We start from the raw sequence: 17340 nt of genomic DNA, 5'->3' as shown, positions 1-17340 counted from the left end.
GGCTCCTGTATTTACCCCGCGCGCCCGGGGCCGGGCCCGGAGCGCGCCGAAACGTTTCTCCTGGCCCCGCCCCCGCCCCTCCACTCCTCCTCCAACCCCAACCCCCAACCCCTTTCCCTTCCCCCACTTCGGGGTTGGGAGGAGGAGAGCGGGGGTCACACGGGCGGGGCCCGCGGTGTGCCCGGGGACTGCTCGGGGCGGGTGAGCGCGGCCGGGTCGGTCGCGCCGAGGGCGCGCGGCTTGTGGGCTTTCTGGGCCGTGTGGGCGGGCTGCGGATGGACGGCCACACCGAGGGTGGCCGGCGAATCGCCGGTCACCGCGATGTCACCCGCCCGGTCGGTCCGCAGCACGGTCGCGCCGAGTGCACGCAGCCGGTCGACCGTCTTCGGCGACGGGTGCCCGTACGCGTTGCCCTCCCCGCAGGAGATGAGGGCCAGTCGGGGCCGCAGGGAGCCGGCCAGGCCCCAGTCCTGGTGGGCCGAGCCGTGGTGCGCGACCTTCAGGACGTCGACCCGCCCCAGGCGGCCCGACAGAGCCGACTGGGCCGGCGGTTCGAGATCTCCGAGCAGTGCCATCCGTAGTCCTCCTGTCAGTGTCACCATCAGTGCGACGCTCGCGTTGTTCGCGCCGGGCGCCTCGACGCCCGCCCCGGGATCGGGCCAGACCACGTCCCAGGCCAACTCCGCTCCCATCGACCGCCGTTCACCACGGCCGGCCCTCAGCAACGGAACACCGGCCCCGGCGGCCCAACCCGCGACCCGGGCCGCCTCACCGGGCGGCTCGTCCAGCGTCGTGCCCTCGACCGCGCCGACCCTGCGGCCCCTCAACACCCCCGGCACGCCCTCGACATGGTCCGCGTGGAAGTGAGTCAGCAGCAGGAGCGGCACGGTCGTGATGCCGAGGTCGCGCAGGCACCTGTCGGCGGCGTTGGGATCCGGCCCTGCGTCGATCACCACCGCGCTGTCCCGCCCACCGGCCGCCAGGGCCAGCATGTCGCCCTGGCCGACGTCGCACATCGCCAGACGCCACCCCGGAGGTGGCCAGCCGGTGGCGATCCGGGTGAGTTGCGGCGGGCGCAGCAGGACGGCCACCAGGACCACCAGCAGTGCCCCCGTCACCAGCACCCGCACCCCGCGGCGTCGGGCGGGCGCCCGAATGCCCGGCTCCGCCCGGCGGGGCAGCAGGAGTGGCGCCGCCCAGCAGAGCGCCAGGACGGCCAGCGCGACCGTCACCGTTCCGAACCAGCCTCCCGGCCAGGCGAGTTGGCCGCCCGAGGGCTCGGCTCCGCGTCGCGCGACCAGGGCGAGCCAGCCGGCCGGAACCCCCGCCGGTACCGCGAGCAGGCGGGCCAGGCCTGGGAGGAACGGCTGCAGGACGAGCACCCCGAAGCCGAGCAGCGTCGCCGGGGCCACCGCCGGCTCGGCGAGCAGGTTGCACGGGATGCCGACCAGGCTGATGTGCCCGGACAGCAGCACCGTCACCGGCGCGCACAGCGCCTGCGCGGCCGCCGTCGCCGCGACCGCGCCCGCCAGGTGGTGCGGCCAGCGCCGGGCCCGCAGGGCCTCGGCCCAGTGCGGACCGAGGACGAGCAACCCGGCCGTGGCGAGCACCGAGAGCAGGAAACCGAACGAGCGCGACAGGAACGGGTCCAGCAGGACCAGCACCAGGACGGCTCCGGCGAGCGCGGGCACCGCCTGGCGGGGACGGCCGGTGGCCAGGGCCAGCATGCCGATCAGCCCAGTTCCGGCCGCCCTCAGCACGCTGGGTTCGGGGCGGCAGACCGTGACGAAGGCCAGCGTCAGCCCGGTGCCGAGCAGGGCGCCGGTGCGCAGCGACAGCCCCAGTACCGCGGCGAGCCCGTGCCGTTCCGGGGTGCCGGCCCGGCCGGGTGCGCCCAGCAGCGCGCCGAGGACGATCGCCAGGTTGGCCCCGCTGACCGCCACCAGGTGGACCAGGTCGGTGGCCCGGAAGGCCTCTTCGAGGTCGTCGGGCAGGCGCGAGGTGTCGCCGACGACCAGGCCGGGGAGCAGCCCGCGCGCGTCCGACGGGAGCTTGTCGGTGGCCGTGCGCAGGCCCTCGCGCAGCCGTCCGGCGATCCGCTGCGGCAGGCTCGGCGGTGCCAGCTGCCGCAGGGGGCCGTGGACGACCAGCAGCGCCGCGGACTCGGTGCCGTGGCCCTCCCCCGCCGGCTGCACCTCGGCTTCCACGGCGAGTCGTTCGGACGGGAGCACCCGCTGCCAGGGCTCGCCGGCCGTACCCCGGACCATGACGGTCACGGGTGTCCGTGTCCGGGTGGTCGGCCCGTCGGGGAGCAGGACGACCCGGTCGACCACCGCGTTCACGGTGAGGAGCGTCTGCCCGCCGGTGGTTCCGCCCCGGGAGGTGTGGACCTCGGGGTCTCCCGCGATGGTCAGCTCCGCCTCGACCGCCCGGGCGGGCACGACCGGCGCACCTGGGGCAGCTGAAGCACCCGGCGCTGCGCGCTCGGCCGCGCGGGCGAGTTCGGGCAGCGGCCCCCGGTGCAGGTCGAGGGTGTGCAGCGGGGTCGCCACCGCAGCCGCCGCACCGGTGAGCAGGACGGCGGCCAGGGTCACCGCGGCCCCGCGCCTGCGCAGGGCGCCCGGCCGGACGAGCAGCGGGACGGCCACGAGCGCGGCGACGCCCGCCGCCGCGAAGACGGGGACCTCGTGCCCCGGCTCCAGGCCCAGGAGCGCCGCGGTGACCGCCCAGGCCGAGACGGCGGGCAGCAGCAGCCGGAAGTCGGCGCCCGTGGAACGGGCGTGCGGGATCGATGCGGTGGCCGCGGACACGGCGGGGCCTCCCTTCGTAGTGAGGGGGACGGCAGGGGCGTCAGAGGGTGAGCAGCGGACGGAGTTCCGCGTACGTACGGACGCCGATGCCGCTGACCTGCCGGAGCTGGTCGAGGGAGCGGAAGGAGCCGTGCGAGGCGCGGTAGGCGAGGATGCGCTGGGCGAGGGTGGGACCGACGCCGGGGAGGGTGTCGAGCTGTTCGAGGGTGGCGCGGTTGAGACTGACCGGTGGTCGGGGTACTGCGGGGCCCGGCGGCCCGGTTCCGCTGCCGGGCCCGGAACCGACGGCCGGGGCAGGGGCCTGGCCGGCCTGCTCGCCGACCAGCAGCTGCTCACCGTCCGTCAGGACCCTGGCCAGGTTGAGGTTCCGGGTGTCCGTCTCCGGTAGCACTCCGCCGGCGGCCCGCAGGGCGTCGGCCACCCGTGAGCCGCCGGGCAGCGTGTGCAGGCCGGGGACGTGGACCCGCCCGCCGACATCGATGACGACGGCCGCACCGGCAGCGCCACGGGACACGGCGCCATCGGACACCGCAGCGCCGGGCGCGGCCTCGCCTGGCACGGCGGCACCGGCCCCGGCCGCACCCGCCCCTGACGCCGCATCGACGGGGGCCTGCCCGTCCGTCCCCGGCAGCGCGGAGGCAGCCGCCAACGCGGGAACGGCGACCGTCTCCGGCCTGGCCAGCCAGAAGTGCTGGACGGCGTAGCCGACCGCGAACAGCAGCAGGATCACCAGCCCGGCCACCGCGCGCCGGTCGAGCGCCACCGCCGAACCGAACGAGGCGGACCGCAGGCGCACCCCGACGCCGGGAGGGTCCCTGGGAGCACCCGGCGGATCCGCGAAGGCAGCCGCAGTGGTGCCGCCGTCGGCACCCGGTGGCGACGGCGCCCCACCTGTCGGCGGCCCCGTGGCCCGTCGCTCGTCCGTCGCGGACGAGGCCGATCCCGGCGCCCGCCCCGGGGAACCGCCTCCGCCTCCGCCCGCCCCGACGCCCCGGACACCCATCGGTCCGTCGGCGGGCCCGTCGGGCGGCTCGTAGGGCAGCTCATGAGGCGGCTCACGGGGTGGCTCGTCGAGCGTCGGCAGCAGCGCCGCCATCCGCAGCCGCACCGTCTCGTTGATCGCTTGGCGCTTCGCCGCACCCAGGCCCATGGTCGTCATGCCGAGGACGGTAGGAGGCCTGCGGCGAACGCGCAGAAATTACCGCAACCCTGTGGATAACCCGGGGGGTGTGGACAGGAGTTGTCACTCACACGAGTGGGCATGGCCTTCGCGAGTTGACCGAACAGGGCTCGGCGGACCAGTCCGACCGCGGCGGTCCGCCGTTGCCGGCCGATCAGGCGCAGCCCCTGCCTGTCGGCCGCGTCCTGCCCGTCGGCCGTGCCCTGCCCGTCGGCCGGCATTCTGCCCACGGGCCGGCGGCGTGCCGGGTGGGCCAACAGCCCGACCGTCAGCGCGGCGCGACCACCACCGCGAGCAGCCCCGGCCCGACGTGCGCGCCGATCACCGCCCCCACCTCGCCGACGTACAGCTCCCGCAGCCCCGGAACCCGTGCCCGGAGCCGCTCGGCGAGCGGCTCGGCCCGGTCCTCGGCGGCCAGGTGGTGCACGGTGATGTCGACCTCCCGCTCCCCCGACCGCTCGACCGCGATCTCCTCCAGTCGCGCGATCGCCCGCGACGCCGTCCGCACCTTCTCCAGCGGCTCGATCCGCCCCCCGTCCAGGTGTAGCAGCGGCTTGACCGCCAGCGCCGAGCCGAGGAGTGCCCGCGCCGCCCCGATCCGCCCGCCCCTGCGCAGGTGCTCCAGGGTGTCGACGTAGAAGAACCCGCTGGTCACGGCCGTCCGACGACCCGCGGCCTCGGCCGCCTCGGCCAGGCCCTGCCCGGCCGCGATCGCCTCGGCCGCCGCCAGCACGCCGTATCCGAGCGCCATCCCGACCAGTCGGCTGTCCACCACGCGCACCGGTACGGGCGCCTCGGCGGCGGCCAGCCGGGCGGCCTCGACGGTGCCGGACAGCTCGCCCGAGATGTGGACCGAGACGATGCCCTTCGCCCCTGCTTCGGCCGCCGCCCGGTAGGTGGCCGCGAAGGTCTCCGGGTTCGGCCGGGAGGTGGTCACCCGGTGCTTGCCGCGCAGCGCCTCGGCGACGTCCTTCGGGGAGATCTCGACGCCCTCGCTCAGGACCGAGTCACCGACCGCGACGCTCAGCGGGACCACCGTGATCCCGTGCCGGTCGAGGGCCTCCTGCGGCAGATAGGCCGTGGAATCGGTGACAAGCGCGAGGTCGGAGGGCATGAGCCGGAGGTTACTCCCCGTTCGTGCGCGAGGACAGCGCCCGGCGGCGGACGGTCGGGCCCGGGCCCGAGGAGCCCGCCGGAGCGCGGCACGAACCCGCCGGCGACCTGTCCCGCTCCGCCCGCGACCCGCCCCCGGACCACCCGCGGACCACCCCGGGACCAACCCCGGACCAACCCCCGGGACGGTCCGCTGTGCCGAGCCCGGTCGAGCGCCGGGGAGTCAGCCCGCCGAGGACCCCGCCGACGGCTTCCGCAGCCGCTGCGCCAGCTTGGCCAGCGGATCGGCGAGCCCCAGCAGCTCCTCCGCGCTCGGACGCCCCTTCCCGTCCGTCAGCCCGGCCCGAGCCGCGCCGCCGGCAGCAGCCCCGCCGGACCCCGCGGCCGCACCCGCACCGGACCCGGCACCCGCACCCGCACCCGCACCCGCGGAACCGGGCCCCGAGCCGTCCCAGTGCCGCAGCGCCCCCGCCTCGCTCTCGCACTCCTGGCTGAGCCGGCTCAACTCGTCGTCGGCGAACCGGTGCATCCGGTCCTGCGCGGCCCAGCGCATGGTCTCCGCGGACCGCGTGATCCGCTCCGCCCGCTCGCGCAACTCGGGCAGCTTGGCCGCGATCCGCGCCGTGTCCGGCTCGCGTTCGAGCATCCGCAGCTCTCCGTCGAGCTCCGCCGCGTGGGCGTCGAGCCGGGTCAGCAGGGCGAGCGACTCGCCGAGCTGCCCGTCCTGGGCGAGCCCGCCTTCCAACACCTGCCGGGTGCCGTCGAGCGAGGTCCGCAGGCCGAGCCGGACGGAGGCGATCTGCGCGGGCGGGCCGACCTTGGTGTACGTCTTCGCCTTGAGGGTGACGGTCTCCACGGCGCGCCGGGCGTTGGCTTCGTGCTTCTCGATCTTCGCGCCGACGGCCTTGGCCGCCTTGACCGTGCCCACCACCGCCAGGACGGCCGCCGCGATCCCGAACAGCAGGACCAGGCCGATCATCACGCCGAACACGTCCATCGCCGCGCCACCTTCCGCCACCCGTTTCGGCCCCCACCGGGCCCAACGCGGGCCGTACTGCCGAGGGTTCCACGGTATCCCCCGAACGCCCTGCGGGGCGGCTCGAACGGGCCCCACGGCCCCGGATCAGGGACAGATCCGGGATCTCCCCGAGGGACCCGGGGCCCGCCCACCCGGGATACGCCGGAACCCGCGCCACCGCCGAACGCCCGAGCCGGACGCCCACCCCGAGCCACCGCCCGCACAACACCGGCCGCCCACCCGCACGACACCGACCGCCCGCCCACACGACACCGGGCGGGCGCCCCGAAGGACGCCCGCCCGATCAGCCCCAGGCCGGGATCAGCCGGTGACGATGTTCACCAGCTTCGGAGCACGCGCGATCACCTTGCGCACCTCGGCGCCGCCGATGGCCGCGACCACCGCCGGGTCCGCCAGCGCCAGCGCCTCCAGCTCGGCGTCCGAGATGCTCGGCGCGACCTCCAGGCGGGCCTTCACCTTGCCCTTGATCTGCACCACGCAGGTCACCGACTCGTCGACCACGTACGCCGGGTCGGCGACCGGGTAGTCGGTGTGCGCCAGCGACTCGCCGTGGCCCAGGCGGCGCCACAGCTCCTCGGCGACGTGCGGGGCCAGCGGCGCGACCATCAGCACCAGCTGCTCGGCCACCGGGCGCGGCGTCGAGCCGCGCTTGACCAGGTAGTTGTTCAGCTCGATCGCCTTGGCGACGGCCGTGTTGAAGCGCAGCCCGGCCATGTCGGCGCGGATGCCGTCGATCGCCTTGTGCAGGGCGCGCAGCGTGGCCTCGTCCGGCGCCTCGTCGGTGACGACCAGCTCGCCGGTGGTCTCCGAGACGATGTTGCGCCACAGCCGCTGCAGGAAGCGGTACGAGCCGACGACGGCGCGGGTGTCCCACGGGCGGGAGACGTCCAGCGGGCCCATCGACATCTCGTACAGGCGCAGCGTGTCGGCGCCGTACTCGTCGGCGATGTCGTCGGGCGCGACGGCGTTCTTCAGGGACTTGCCCATCTTCCCGGCCTCGCGCTTGACCGGCTCGCCCTGCCAGGAGTACTGGCCGTCGCGCTCCTCGACCTCGGCGGCGGGCACCGGGAAGCCGCGCTCGTCGCGGTAGACGTCGGCGGTGATCATGCCCTGGTTGAACAGCTTGTGGAACGGCTCGACGGACGAGACGTGGCCCAGGTCGTGCAGCACCTTGTGCCAGAAGCGCGCGTACAGCAGGTGCAGGACGGCGTGTTCGGCACCGCCGACGTACAGGTCGGCGCCGCCGGCCGGCTTGGTCGCGGTCGGGCCCAGCCAGTACTGCTCGTTGGCCGGGTCGACGACCGCCGAGGAGTTGGACGGGTCGACGTAGCGCAGCTCGTACCAGCACGAACCCGCCCAGTTGGGCATGGTGTTGGTCTCGCGGCGGTACTTCTTCGGCCCGTCGCCCAGGTCCAGCTCGACGTTGACCCAGGCCTCGTTGCGGGACAGCGGGGTCTCGGGCGAGGAGTTGGAGTCGTACGCGTCGTAGGTGCGCGGCGAGTAGTCGTCGACCTCGGGGACCTCGACGGGCAGCATCGACTCGGGCAGCGCGTGCATGACGCCGTCCTCGTCGTAGACGATCGGGAAGGGCTCGCCCCAGTACCGCTGGCGGCTGAACAGCCAGTCGCGCAGGCGGTAGTTGACGGTGCCTTCGCCGATGCCGCGCTCGGCCAGCCAGGCGGTGACGTGCGCCTTGGCGTCGACGACGCTCTGTCCGTTCAGCGACAGGTCGCCCTGCTCCCGGGCGGAGTTGACGATGACGGAGTCGTAGGTGTCGAAGGCGTCGTCCCACTGCGACGGGTCCTCGCCGCGGCCGTCCGTCGGCTCGACGACGCAGCGCATCGGCAGGGCGAAGGCACGGGCGAACGCGAAGTCGCGGTGGTCGTGGGCGGGGACGGCCATGATGGCGCCGGTGCCGTAGCCCATCAGCACGTAGTCGGCGATGAAGACGGGGACGGACTCCCCGCTGACCGGGTTGGTCGCGTAGGCGCCGGTGAAGACGCCGGTCTTGACCTTGGCGTCGACCTGGCGCTCGACGTCCGACTTGGCGGCGGCGGCGGCCCTGTAGGCGGCGACGGCCTCGGCGGGGGTGTCGGCGCCGCCGGTCCACTCGGCGGGCACGTCCTGCGGCCACGCGGCGGGGACGATGGAGTCGACCAGGCCGTGCTCGGGCGCCAGGACCATGTAGGTGGCGCCGAACAGGGTGTCGGGGCGGGTGGTGAAGACGGTGATCCGCTCGTCGGCGCCGACGGCGAAGTCGACCCGGGCGCCCTCGGAGCGTCCGATCCAGTTGCGCTGCTGCAGCTTGATGGCCTCGGGCCAGTCCAGCAGGTCCAGGTCCTCGATCAGCCGGTCGGAGTACGCGGTGATGCGCATCATCCACTGGCGCAGGTTGGACTTGAACACCGGGAAGTTGCCGCGCTCGGAGCGGCCGTCCGCGGTGACCTCCTCGTTGGCCAGCACGGTGCCCAGGCCGGGGCACCAGTTGACCGGCACCTCCTTGGAGTAGGCCAGGCGGAACTCGCCCAGGACCTCGTCGCGCTCGGCGGCGGACAGTGCGGCCCAGGGGCGCCCGTCCGGGGTCCGGCGGTCACCGGACTCGAACTGCGCGACCAGTTCGGTGATCGGACGGGCCTTGCGGGCGGTCTCGTCGTACCAGGAGTCGAAGATCTGCAGGAAGATCCACTGGGTCCAGCGGTAGTAGTCCGGGTCGATCGTGGAGATCGAGCGGCGCGGGTCGTGGCCCAGGCCCAGCCGGCGCAGCTGCTGGCGCATGTTGGCGATGTTGGCCTCGGTGGAGACCCGCGGATGGGTGCCGGTCTGCACCGCGTACTGCTCGGCGGGCAGGCCGAAGGCGTCGTAGCCCAGCGTGTGCAGCACGTTGTGGCCGGTCATCCGCTGGTAGCGGGCGAAGACGTCGGTGGCGATGTAGCCCAGCGGGTGGCCGACGTGCAGGCCCGCGCCCGAGGGGTACGGGAACATGTCCATGATGAAGCTGTGCGGCTTCGCGGCGACGTCACCGGCCGACGGGTCGGCCAGCGCACCGGTGGGGTTGGGGGCGTGGAAGGTGCCCTCCTTCTCCCAGATGTCCTGCCAGCGGGACTCGATCTCGGCCGCCAGCGCGGCGCTGTACCGGAACGGCTCGGTCGCGGTCTCGGCCGCGCCGGACGCAGGGGTCGTCTCGCTCATGGTCCTTCAAGCTCCATCGATGTCGGTTGGCGAACCGGGCAGGCGGCCGGCCCGTGGCCCCGCCCGGGACGGGGTCGGGGGCGGAAAACAAAAAATCCCCTCGCAGGAGGGGACGCCACGCCGACTCCGGCACCGCCCGAGGGCGCAGCCGGTCCTGGTCAGCGCGGCCGGCTAAGGAGCAGGCGCACGGTTCGCATGGGCTCAGGGTACCGCAAGCGACTCTGCGCGCTCCCGGGTATACCGCCGGGCCTGCCGCACCGGCACCTCGGCCGGGCCTGCCGCACCGGCACCTCGGCCGGGCCTGCCGCACCGGCCCGCCGACAGCCTCAGCGCGTCGGCGCGCGCCCCGCCGCGTCGAAGTCCCGCAGCGCCTTCGCCAGCCGCTCGGACTGCATCCCGGCCGCGAGCGAGCGCGCCAGCGCCGCCGTGCGGGCCGCCTCCCGCTGGTCGCCGAGCCGCCGGTGGGTCTCGGCGAGGCTCACCATCAGCAGGGCCTTGGAGCGGGCCCGGCCGGGTCCGAGTCCGGCCACGGCCTCGGCGAGCAGGGCCTTGGCGAGCCGGTTCCGGCCGAGCGCCAGCCGCCCCTCCCCCACCATCCCGGCGAGGGAGGCGCGGGCCTCCTCGGTGCCGGGCACGCCGTCCAGTTCGGCGAAGGCCCGGGCGGCGGCGGCCTCGGCCCGCTCCGGCTCGTTCCGGCGGCCGTACGCGCGGGCGAGCCGGCCGAGCTGGCGGGCCCGGCCGGTGGGGCCGAGTGCGGCGCCGTGGGTCTCCAGGGCGCTTTCGAGCGCGGAGACGGCGTCCAGGCCGCGCCCGCCCGGGCCCTGGGTGGCGAGCACCAGCAGCGCGCCGAGGACGGCGACGCCGAGCCGGGGGTCGCCGCTGACGTGGGCGGCGCGCAGCGCGGCGACGAAGGCGCGTTGGGCGGCCGCGTCGTGGCCGAGGTCGTACGCCGCCCAGCCGGCCAGGCGGGCGAGGCGGCTGGCCGTGCCGTAGAGCTCGCGGCCCAGCCGCTCGTCGTAGGCGCCCAGTTCCAGCAGCTTGGCGAGCATGGCGAGTTCGGCCCGTGCGGGGCCGAGGACGAGGCCGCCGCCGCAGGAGCGTTCGAGCCGCTGCTTGCTGCGGTAGGAGAGGCCGAGTTCGCCGACCAGTGCGGCCTCGACGCGCAGGGCGCCTTCGCCGCCGCCGACGGGCGGGGGCGGTGAGGCGAGCCGGGCGGCGGCCTGGTCGAGGTCGGCGTTGCGGAAGAGGTCGGTGAGGCGGACGGGTCCGGCGTCGGTGGCCGCCTCGCGCAGCGCGGTCTGGGCGGTGTCGGCGGTCCACGGGTCGGTGAGCAGCCGGGGCGAGAGGATCTTGGCGCCGCGGTGGCCGCCCATCCGGCCCCAGAGCTGCTCGTAGGTGACGGCGATGCCGAGGGTGCGGCTGAGCACCTCGCACACCGCCTGGTCGTGCGGGCTGCGCGGGACCATGCCGCGGTCGCGCCACTTGTACGGGGCGGTGGAGCTGATGGCCAGGCCCGGCGGCAGCGCGAGGCTCACCTCGCGGGCGAGCCGTTCCGGACTCCAGCCGAGCTGGTGGAGTATCCGGGCCAGTTCCTCGTTCCGCCTTCGCTCCAGATCGGCCATGACACGACGGTAGCGGGACTCCGGGCCCTCCCGCCGGTGGGCGGGCGAAACGGCGGAGAGCCGCCTCCCGGAACGGGAGGCGGCTCTCGACTGCTGTGGAGCTATGGGGAATTGAACCCCAGACCTCTTGCATGCCATGCAAGCGCTCTACCAACTGAGCTATAGCCCCTTGACCTGCGATGTCACCGGGGCTTTCGGCCGTTTCCGTCCGGTTTCCCTCGGCGACATCGACTACTTTACACGGTCCGGGGCGTGCTCCTGAAATCCGTTTCCCGAGGTCCCCGGCGGGGGCTCCGGGGAGCGGTCCCCGGAGCCCTCCGGACGGCCCCTCCCCGCCGGGCCGGGCCCCACTGTGAAGCCCGGCCGCATCTGCCGGGCCGGACCCCACCCGCAGACCCGGCCCGGCCCCGCCCACGCCCCCGGCCTACCGCGCCGCCCGTCGGCTGCGGGCGGCGAAGCCGGCGGCGGCCGCCACCGCGACGGCGTTGACCACCAGCGTGGTCCGCAGCGCGTGGCCGGACTCGACGGCCGGCGCCGGCAGGTCGACCTGCCCGAGGAACACCGAACCGAGCACCGCGACCCCGACCACCTGCCCGAGCTGGATGACCGTCACCATGACCCCGCTGGCGTCGGCCGCGTCCTCGGGCGCCACCCCCGCGAGAGCCCGGGCGAACAGCGGTGCGTACGCGCAGCCGGCGACCAGTCCGAGCGCGGCCATCTCCAGCAGCGCGCCGGTCCCGATCCCGGCGCCGCCGCCGAGCAGCACGCCCAGCAGCAGGTAGCCGCCGCCGAGGACGACCCCGGCGACCGTCGGCAGGGCCGCGTGCAGCCGCCCGGGCAGCCGGTGCCAGTGCATGCTGGACAGGCCGAAGCCGATCGCGACGGGCGCCGAGCAGAGCCCGGCCTTCAGGGCGGTGTGGCCGAGCGCGGCCTGCTGGTGCAGGGCGAAGGAGAACATGAAGCCGGCGAAGGCCGCCATGATCGAGAACAGTCCGGCCGCCGCCGGGCGCAGCCCCGGGGCGCGCAGCACCCGCCCGTGGATCAGCGGCTGCCCGCCGCCGCGGGCGATCCGGCGCTCGACCACCACGAACAGGCCGAACAGCAGCACGCCGGCCGCGATCATCGCCCAGCCCCAGGCGGGCCAGCCGAGCTCGTGGCCGAGGACGAGCGGCACCACCAGCAGGCCGAGGGCCGCGCCGAGCACCACCAGGCCGGGGACGTCGAAGCCGCGCGAGGCGTCGCCGGGCAGCCGGGGCAGCAGCCGGGCGCCGGCGGCCAGCAGCACTACGCCGATGGGCACGTTGACCAGGAACACCGGCCGCCAGCCGCTGCCGAACAGGTCCGCGCTGACCAGGACGCCACCGAGCACCTGGCCGAGCGCCATGCCGCCGGCCAGCACCGCCGAGTAGAGGCCGAGCGCCCGGGTGCGGGCGGCGCCGGTGAAGGTGCGCTGCAGCAGGCTCATCACCTGGGGCACCATCAGCGCCGAGCCGGCGCCCTGGAGCAGCCGGAAGGCGATCAGCCAGCCGGTGGTCGGGGCGAGGCCGCAGGCCAGCGAGGTGGCGGTGAAGGCGGCCAGGCCGAGCTGGAAGAGCCGGCTGTAGCCGTACCGGGCGCCCAGCCGGGCCCCGGTGATGAGCAGCACGGCGTAGGCGATGGTGTAGCCGGCGATCACGAGTTGCAGGGCGGCGCCGGAGGCGCCGAGGTCGGTCCGGATGGTGGGTACCGCGACGTTGACGATGGAGACGTCGAGCACGGCCATGAACTGCCCGCACAGGACGAGCGCGAGGAGCAGCCCGGGGCGTACGGCCGGGGCCCCGGTGGTACTTCCGGCCACGCCGGGCCGGATCTGAAGGTCCGTCATGGTCATCAGCCTGCGGCGGTACCGGTACTGGTGGTTAGAGCCTGCTGATCCTGGTACTGGCAGCACCTGTATCGCCCGGCGGGCCTGCGGCACGATGGTGGCCATGACCGTCCTGGAGGAACTGCCGACCGCCGCGGGCGGGCGGGACCGCCGCCGTACCGAGCTGGCCCGCTTCCTGAAGGCCTGCCGCGCGCGGGTCACCCCCGAGGAGGTCGGGCTGCCGCCCGGTCTGCGCCGCCGCACGCCGGGGCTGCGCCGCGAGGAGGTCGCGCAGCTCGCCGGGGTGGGCGTCACCTGGTACACGTGGCTGGAGCAGGGGCGGCCGATCAACGCGAGCGAGCAGGTGCTGTTGGCGGTGGCCCGGGCGCTGCGGCTGGACGGCACCGAGCGCGAGCACCTGTTCCGGCTCGCCGGGGTGTCGCCGTCGCCGCACGCGCAGGCGGCCGCACCGGAGTTGAGCCCGTCGATCCAGGTGATCCTGGACTCGCTCGCCCCGCTGCCGGCGGCGGTCTCCAACACCCGTTTCGACGTGCTGAGCTACAACCGGCCGTACCGCTCGCTGTTCGGTGCCGAGCAGATCCGCCCGTCCCGCGGGGTCGTCTTCAACAGCCTCTGGTGCATGCTGACCGCCCCGCTGTGCTGCAACCCGTGCGACAACCGTGACGAGGCGCTGCCGCGGATGGTGGCGGTGCTGCGCTCGGCCTACGGCAAGCACGTGGGCGAGCCGGCCTGGGAGGAGCACGTGCGGCGGCTGTCGGCGGGCAGCGAGCTGTTCCGGGAGCTGTGGGACCGCCAGGAGGTCGCGCCGCCGGAGACGTGGCTGCGGCGGTTCCGCCACCCGCGGCTCGGGGTGCTGCGGCTGAACGCCACGTACCTGACGATGCCGGGCGTGCCGGAGTGCTACATCGTGGTGTACGTGCCGGTGGATCCGCAGGACCAGGAGCGGGTGGAGCAGCTCGACTCGCTGCCGCCGGGCGGCTGGAGGCACAGCTGCGAGCCGTGAGGGGCACCGGCTCCCGCGGCGGTGCCGGGGCCGGCCACGACGCTCCGCCGACGTCGACGTCGGAGGGCCCGAACGCCGGAGGGCCGGAGGGCCGGAACGCCGGAGCGCCCGAACGCCGGAAGGCCGCCACCCGTTGGGTGACGGCCTTCCGAACTGCTGTGGAGCTATGGGGAATTGAACCCCAGACCTCTTGCATGCCATGCAAGCGCTCTACCAACTGAGCTATAGCCCCGCGACACGGGCGACCCTGGCTGACCACGACCGCCGATGCGGAGTGGAGCTATGGGGAATTGAACCCCAGACCTCTTGCATGCCATGCAAGCGCTCTACCAACTGAGCTATAGCCCCGCACTCACCGGATCCTCCGCTTCCCTTCCGGGCCGCGTTCTCTTCCGTGCGAACGAGGAAGACTCTAGCTGGTCAGGGCCGGAACTGCGAAATCCGATCCTTCGAGGCCCCTTCGGGCCCGCACCGCACCCCCGTGCCGAACGCCCCCGCACCCACGCGCCGGACGACCGCGCGCCCCGGCGCGGACGCCCCCGCGCGCCCCGCACTCCCCCCGCCGAACGACCCCGCCGGCCGTCCGGCCGGACGGCCCCGCCGGACGTCCGCAGTGGACGCCCGTGCCGGGACCGCTCAGGTGTCGTCGCCGATGACCGGCTGCGGGAGCGTGCCCGCGTTGTGCTCCAGCAGGCGCCAGCCGCGCGTCCCCTGGCCGAGCACCGACCAGCAGCAGTTGGACAGGCCGCCGAAGCGCTCCCACTGGGCCGGCTCCAGGTCCAGCAGCCGCCCGAGCATGGTGCGGATCGTCCCGCCGTGGCTGACCACCACCAGGGTGCCGTCCTCCGGCAGCTTGGCGGCGGCCTCCAGCACCACGGGCACCGAGCGGTCGGCGACCTCGGTGGCCAGCTCGCCGCCACCGCCGCGCCGCACCGGCTCGCCGGCCGACCAGGCCTCGTACTCCTCCGGGAAGCGCTCGCGGATCTCGGCGTTGGTCAGGCCCTGCCAGGAGCCCGCGTAGGTCTCCCGCAGGCCCTCGTGGTGGGTCACGTCGAGCCCGGTGACCTTGGCGAGCTCCTCGGCGGTGCGCCGGGCGCGTTCGAGGTCCGAGGAGATCAGCAGATCCGGGCGGAGCCCGGAGAGCAGCCGGGCCGCCCGCTGCGCCTGCAGCACGCCCTGGCCCGTCAGCTCGATGTCCGTGCTGCCCTGGAAGCGCGATTCGAGGTTCCAGGACGTCTGGCCGTGCCGCCAGAAGACGATGCGCGGGCCTCGCGCGCCGCGGCTCAGTGCAGGTCCTCGGGCTTGCCGAAGTCGTCGGCCGGGGCGACGGCGTTGCCGGCCTCGTCGGTGTGGGCGTCGGGGCGGTTGCGCGAGGCCAGGGCGTCCTCGGGCAGCGGCAGCTCGGGGCAGTCCTTCCAGAGCCGGTCCAGCGAGTAGAAGGAGCGCTCCTCGGAGTGCTGGACGTGCACGACGATGTCCAGGTAGTCGAGCAGGATCCAGCGGCCCTCGCGCTCGCCCTCGCGGCGCACCGGCTTGATGTCCAGCTGCTCGCGCAGCTGGTCCTCGATCTCCTCGGCGATCGCGCGGACCTGGCGGTCGTTGTTCGCGGAGGCGATCAGGAAGGCGTCGGTGATCGACAGCACCTCGCTGACGTCGAAGGCGATGATGTTGTGCGCGAGCTTGTCGGCCGCCGCCTGCGCGGCGACGGTGATGAGCTGCTGGCTGTGGTCGGTGACGGTCACGGTGTTCTTCCGGCTCGGCGGCTTGGGGCGGCGCCCCGGCACTCGGCCGGGGTCGCCTTCCAGGATCTCACGCCGCCCGGGCGGGCCCGGAACCGTTTTCCGCGCCCGCCCGCGCCGCCCTGCGACCGCGCACCCCGCCGCGGCGCGCCCGCCACGGCGGGTCGTCCCGTCCCGGGCCGGGCCGACGGCCGGCCCGGCCGTCGGCCTACTGGGGCTTCGGCGGCTGGTAGTCCTTGCCGAGCACGACCAGCAGGTCCGCGTTCTGGGTGTCCCCGGTCACCTTCTTCACCGCGCTGTCCGGCAGGCCGAGGCTGGTCGCCAGCGACTTCGCCGCGGCCTGCCGGGCGTCGTCGGTGTAGCGGATCTCACTGGTGGCCTGCGCGGCGGCCTTGGCCCCACCGGGGATGAACGTCAGGCCCGAGTTGACGATCTGGACCTGCGCGGCGGCGGCCGCGGCGTCGCTGCCGCTGGCGTCCTGCAGCGCGACCCGGGCCGGGGCGTCGCCGGCGGCCGCGGACTTCACGGTGCCGCCGAGCACGTCCTTGACCTGCTTGCCCGCGGTCGCCTCGTCCAGGCTGCCGTCCGGCTTGACGGTCAGCGCGGTGGTGCCGACGTGGCCGTCCTTCGCCTGCTGGGCGAGCTGGGCGAGCACCCCGGCGAGGGCGTCCTCGGGCAGCGAGGGGTCGAGCACCGCGTTCATCCGGTGCACGTCGTCCTTGGCGTCCTTGAGCTCGGTCGGCATGGTGCGCACCACCGCCTCCATGACCTGCCCGAACCGGGCGAGCTGGACGTCCCGGCTCTCGCCGGGGTTCTGCAGCGTGGCGTACGCGACCGCGGCCTTCCCGTTGAGCATGGTGTTCTTCCCGGCCGCGGACAGCAGCTTGCCGTCCGGCTTGCCGCCCTCGTGGGTCTCGGCGTTGGTGTCCACCCGGACGCCGCCGAGCTGGGAGACCAGCAGTTCCAGGTACGGGGTGTCCAGCCGCCAGGTGCCCGCCACCGGGGCGCCCAGCACGGTGGACAGGCCGTCGCGGGTCGCCGAGGCGCCGATGGTGTCCATGGCCTGGCCGACGGTGGTGACCGGCGGGTCGGCGGGGCCGGGCAGCCGCAGGTTGTCGGGCAGCAGCAGCACCGTGCCCTTCTTCCCGGAGACGTCGTCGACCAGCAGCGCGCTGGACACCTTGCCCTGCAGGTCGCGCAGGTGGACGACGTTGACCTGGCGCCCGCCGGCCGCGGCGGCCGCGGTCGGCTTGTCGCCGGTGAACCACAGGTAGCCGCCGACGCCGCCCGCGGCGAGCGCCACCACCACACCGAGGCCGATCAGCCGGTTGCGCAGCTTGCGGCGGCGCTCGGCGCGCACCTCGCTGCGGGACTCGGCGAACTTCAGCCAGTCGATGACGTCCTCGGTCTCCTCCGCCTCCTCGTCGACGAAGGTGAACTCGCCCGTGGTGTAGCTGTCCTTGGGCGCCTTGCCGCCGGACTTGCCCCCGCGCACCCCGGCGACCTGCTCGGACGGCGCGGCGGGCTTGGCCGGCGCCGCCTCGGCGGCCGGCCTGGGCACCCGCGGGCGCGGCGGGGCGGGTGCGGCCGGTGCCGCGGCTGCGGCGGGCGCAGCGGGTGCGGCGGGTGCGGCGGCCTCGGGCTGCGCCTGCGGCTCGGCGACGACCGGGCCGGCGGCCTGGTACGGCTGCCGGTACCCCTGCTGCCCCTGCTGCTGGTAGCCGTAGGGGTCGTGGGTGTACACCGGCTGCCCGTACTGGTCGTACTGCGGCTGCTGCTCG

At 74.9% G+C, this 17340-nt stretch carries 11 protein-coding genes and 3 tRNA genes; 1 reads left to right on the top strand and 13 read right to left on the bottom strand.

Annotated features, from left to right (window positions below; genetic code table 11):
• Positions 1-155: 155 nt before the first annotated feature.
• From ACIGG8_RS28995 to ACIGG8_RS28960, 8 genes are all read right to left on the bottom strand, one after another.
• Positions 156-2810 (bottom strand): ComEC/Rec2 family competence protein, encoded by a 2655-nt coding sequence (locus ACIGG8_RS28995; RefSeq protein ID WP_396551726.1) that lies wholly within the window; start codon positions 2808-2810, stop codon positions 156-158.
• A 40-nt stretch (positions 2811-2850) separates the two neighbouring features.
• On the bottom strand, positions 2851-3969 hold the full coding sequence (locus ACIGG8_RS28990; RefSeq protein ID WP_396551725.1) for a helix-hairpin-helix domain-containing protein: 1119 nt from the start codon (positions 3967-3969) through the stop codon (positions 2851-2853).
• A 289-nt stretch (positions 3970-4258) separates the two neighbouring features.
• Complete coding sequence (locus tag ACIGG8_RS28985) at positions 4259-5104, bottom strand: DegV family protein (protein WP_396551724.1); 846 nt, start codon at positions 5102-5104, stop codon at positions 4259-4261.
• Positions 5105-5326: 222 nt separating this feature from the next.
• Positions 5327-6100 carry a hypothetical protein gene (locus ACIGG8_RS28980; RefSeq protein ID WP_396551723.1) on the bottom strand — a complete coding sequence of 258 codons (774 nt, stop codon included), beginning with the start codon at positions 6098-6100 and terminating at the stop codon, positions 5327-5329.
• Positions 6101-6442: 342 nt separating this feature from the next.
• On the bottom strand, positions 6443-9331 hold the full coding sequence (gene leuS, locus ACIGG8_RS28975) for a leucine--tRNA ligase (RefSeq protein ID WP_396551722.1): 2889 nt from the start codon (positions 9329-9331) through the stop codon (positions 6443-6445).
• A 326-nt stretch (positions 9332-9657) separates the two neighbouring features.
• Positions 9658-10953: a hypothetical protein gene (locus tag ACIGG8_RS28970; RefSeq protein WP_396551721.1), complete on the bottom strand. Its 1296-nt coding sequence runs from the start codon at positions 10951-10953 to the stop codon at positions 9658-9660.
• Between the two features lie 96 nt (positions 10954-11049).
• A tRNA-Ala gene (locus ACIGG8_RS28965) sits at positions 11050-11122 on the bottom strand.
• A gap of 255 nt (positions 11123-11377) precedes the next feature.
• Positions 11378-12817 (bottom strand): MFS transporter, encoded by a 1440-nt coding sequence (locus ACIGG8_RS28960; RefSeq protein ID WP_396551720.1) that lies wholly within the window; start codon positions 12815-12817, stop codon positions 11378-11380.
• A gap of 103 nt (positions 12818-12920) precedes the next feature.
• Here ACIGG8_RS28960 and ACIGG8_RS28955 point away from each other — a divergent pair, with 103 nt between their 5' ends.
• A complete protein-coding gene (locus tag ACIGG8_RS28955) occupies positions 12921-13820 on the top strand; it encodes a helix-turn-helix transcriptional regulator (protein ID WP_350525614.1) in 900 nt (299 codons plus the stop codon).
• Between the two features lie 159 nt (positions 13821-13979).
• Here the strand turns inward: ACIGG8_RS28955 and ACIGG8_RS28950 are convergent.
• From ACIGG8_RS28950 to ACIGG8_RS28930, 5 genes are all read right to left on the bottom strand, one after another.
• Positions 13980-14052: transfer RNA gene (locus ACIGG8_RS28950), tRNA-Ala, on the bottom strand.
• Positions 14053-14095: 43 nt separating this feature from the next.
• Positions 14096-14168 (bottom strand) — tRNA-Ala (locus tag ACIGG8_RS28945).
• Between the two features lie 288 nt (positions 14169-14456).
• Complete coding sequence (locus tag ACIGG8_RS28940; RefSeq protein WP_350525657.1) at positions 14457-15107, bottom strand: histidine phosphatase family protein; 651 nt, start codon at positions 15105-15107, stop codon at positions 14457-14459.
• Positions 15104-15562 (bottom strand): ribosome silencing factor, encoded by a 459-nt coding sequence (gene rsfS / locus ACIGG8_RS28935; protein ID WP_350525615.1) that lies wholly within the window; start codon positions 15560-15562, stop codon positions 15104-15106. The genes ACIGG8_RS28940 and rsfS overlap by 4 nt, the downstream gene beginning before the upstream one ends.
• Positions 15563-15767: 205 nt before the next feature.
• On the bottom strand, positions 15768-17340 hold a 1573-nt coding region (locus ACIGG8_RS28930; protein ID WP_396551719.1), incomplete at its 5' end, for an LCP family protein.

The organism is Kitasatospora sp. NPDC085464 (genome assembly GCF_044541955.1).
Classification (GTDB): Bacteria; Actinomycetota; Actinomycetes; order Streptomycetales; family Streptomycetaceae; genus Kitasatospora.
This window is presented reverse-complemented; position numbering and strand designations above follow the sequence as displayed.

What these genes read in the sequence shown, in the direction of transcription:
- ACIGG8_RS28990 (WP_396551725.1), bottom strand. Translation starts at nt 3,969, where the DNA reads ATGACGACCATGGGCCTGGGTGCGGCGAAGCGCCAAGCGATCAACGAG.
- ACIGG8_RS28985 (WP_396551724.1), bottom strand. Translation starts at nt 5,104, where the DNA reads ATGCCCTCCGACCTCGCGCTTGTCACCGATTCCACGGCCTATCTGCCG.
- ACIGG8_RS28980 (WP_396551723.1), bottom strand. Translation starts at nt 6,100, where the DNA reads ATGGACGTGTTCGGCGTGATGATCGGCCTGGTCCTGCTGTTCGGGATC.
- leuS (WP_396551722.1), bottom strand. Translation starts at nt 9,331, where the DNA reads ATGAGCGAGACGACCCCTGCGTCCGGCGCGGCCGAGACCGCGACCGAG.
- ACIGG8_RS28970 (WP_396551721.1), bottom strand. Translation starts at nt 10,953, where the DNA reads ATGGCCGATCTGGAGCGAAGGCGGAACGAGGAACTGGCCCGGATACTC.
- ACIGG8_RS28960 (WP_396551720.1), bottom strand. Translation starts at nt 12,817, where the DNA reads ATGACGGACCTTCAGATCCGGCCCGGCGTGGCCGGAAGTACCACCGGG.
- ACIGG8_RS28955 (WP_350525614.1), top strand. Translation starts at nt 12,921, where the DNA reads ATGACCGTCCTGGAGGAACTGCCGACCGCCGCGGGCGGGCGGGACCGC.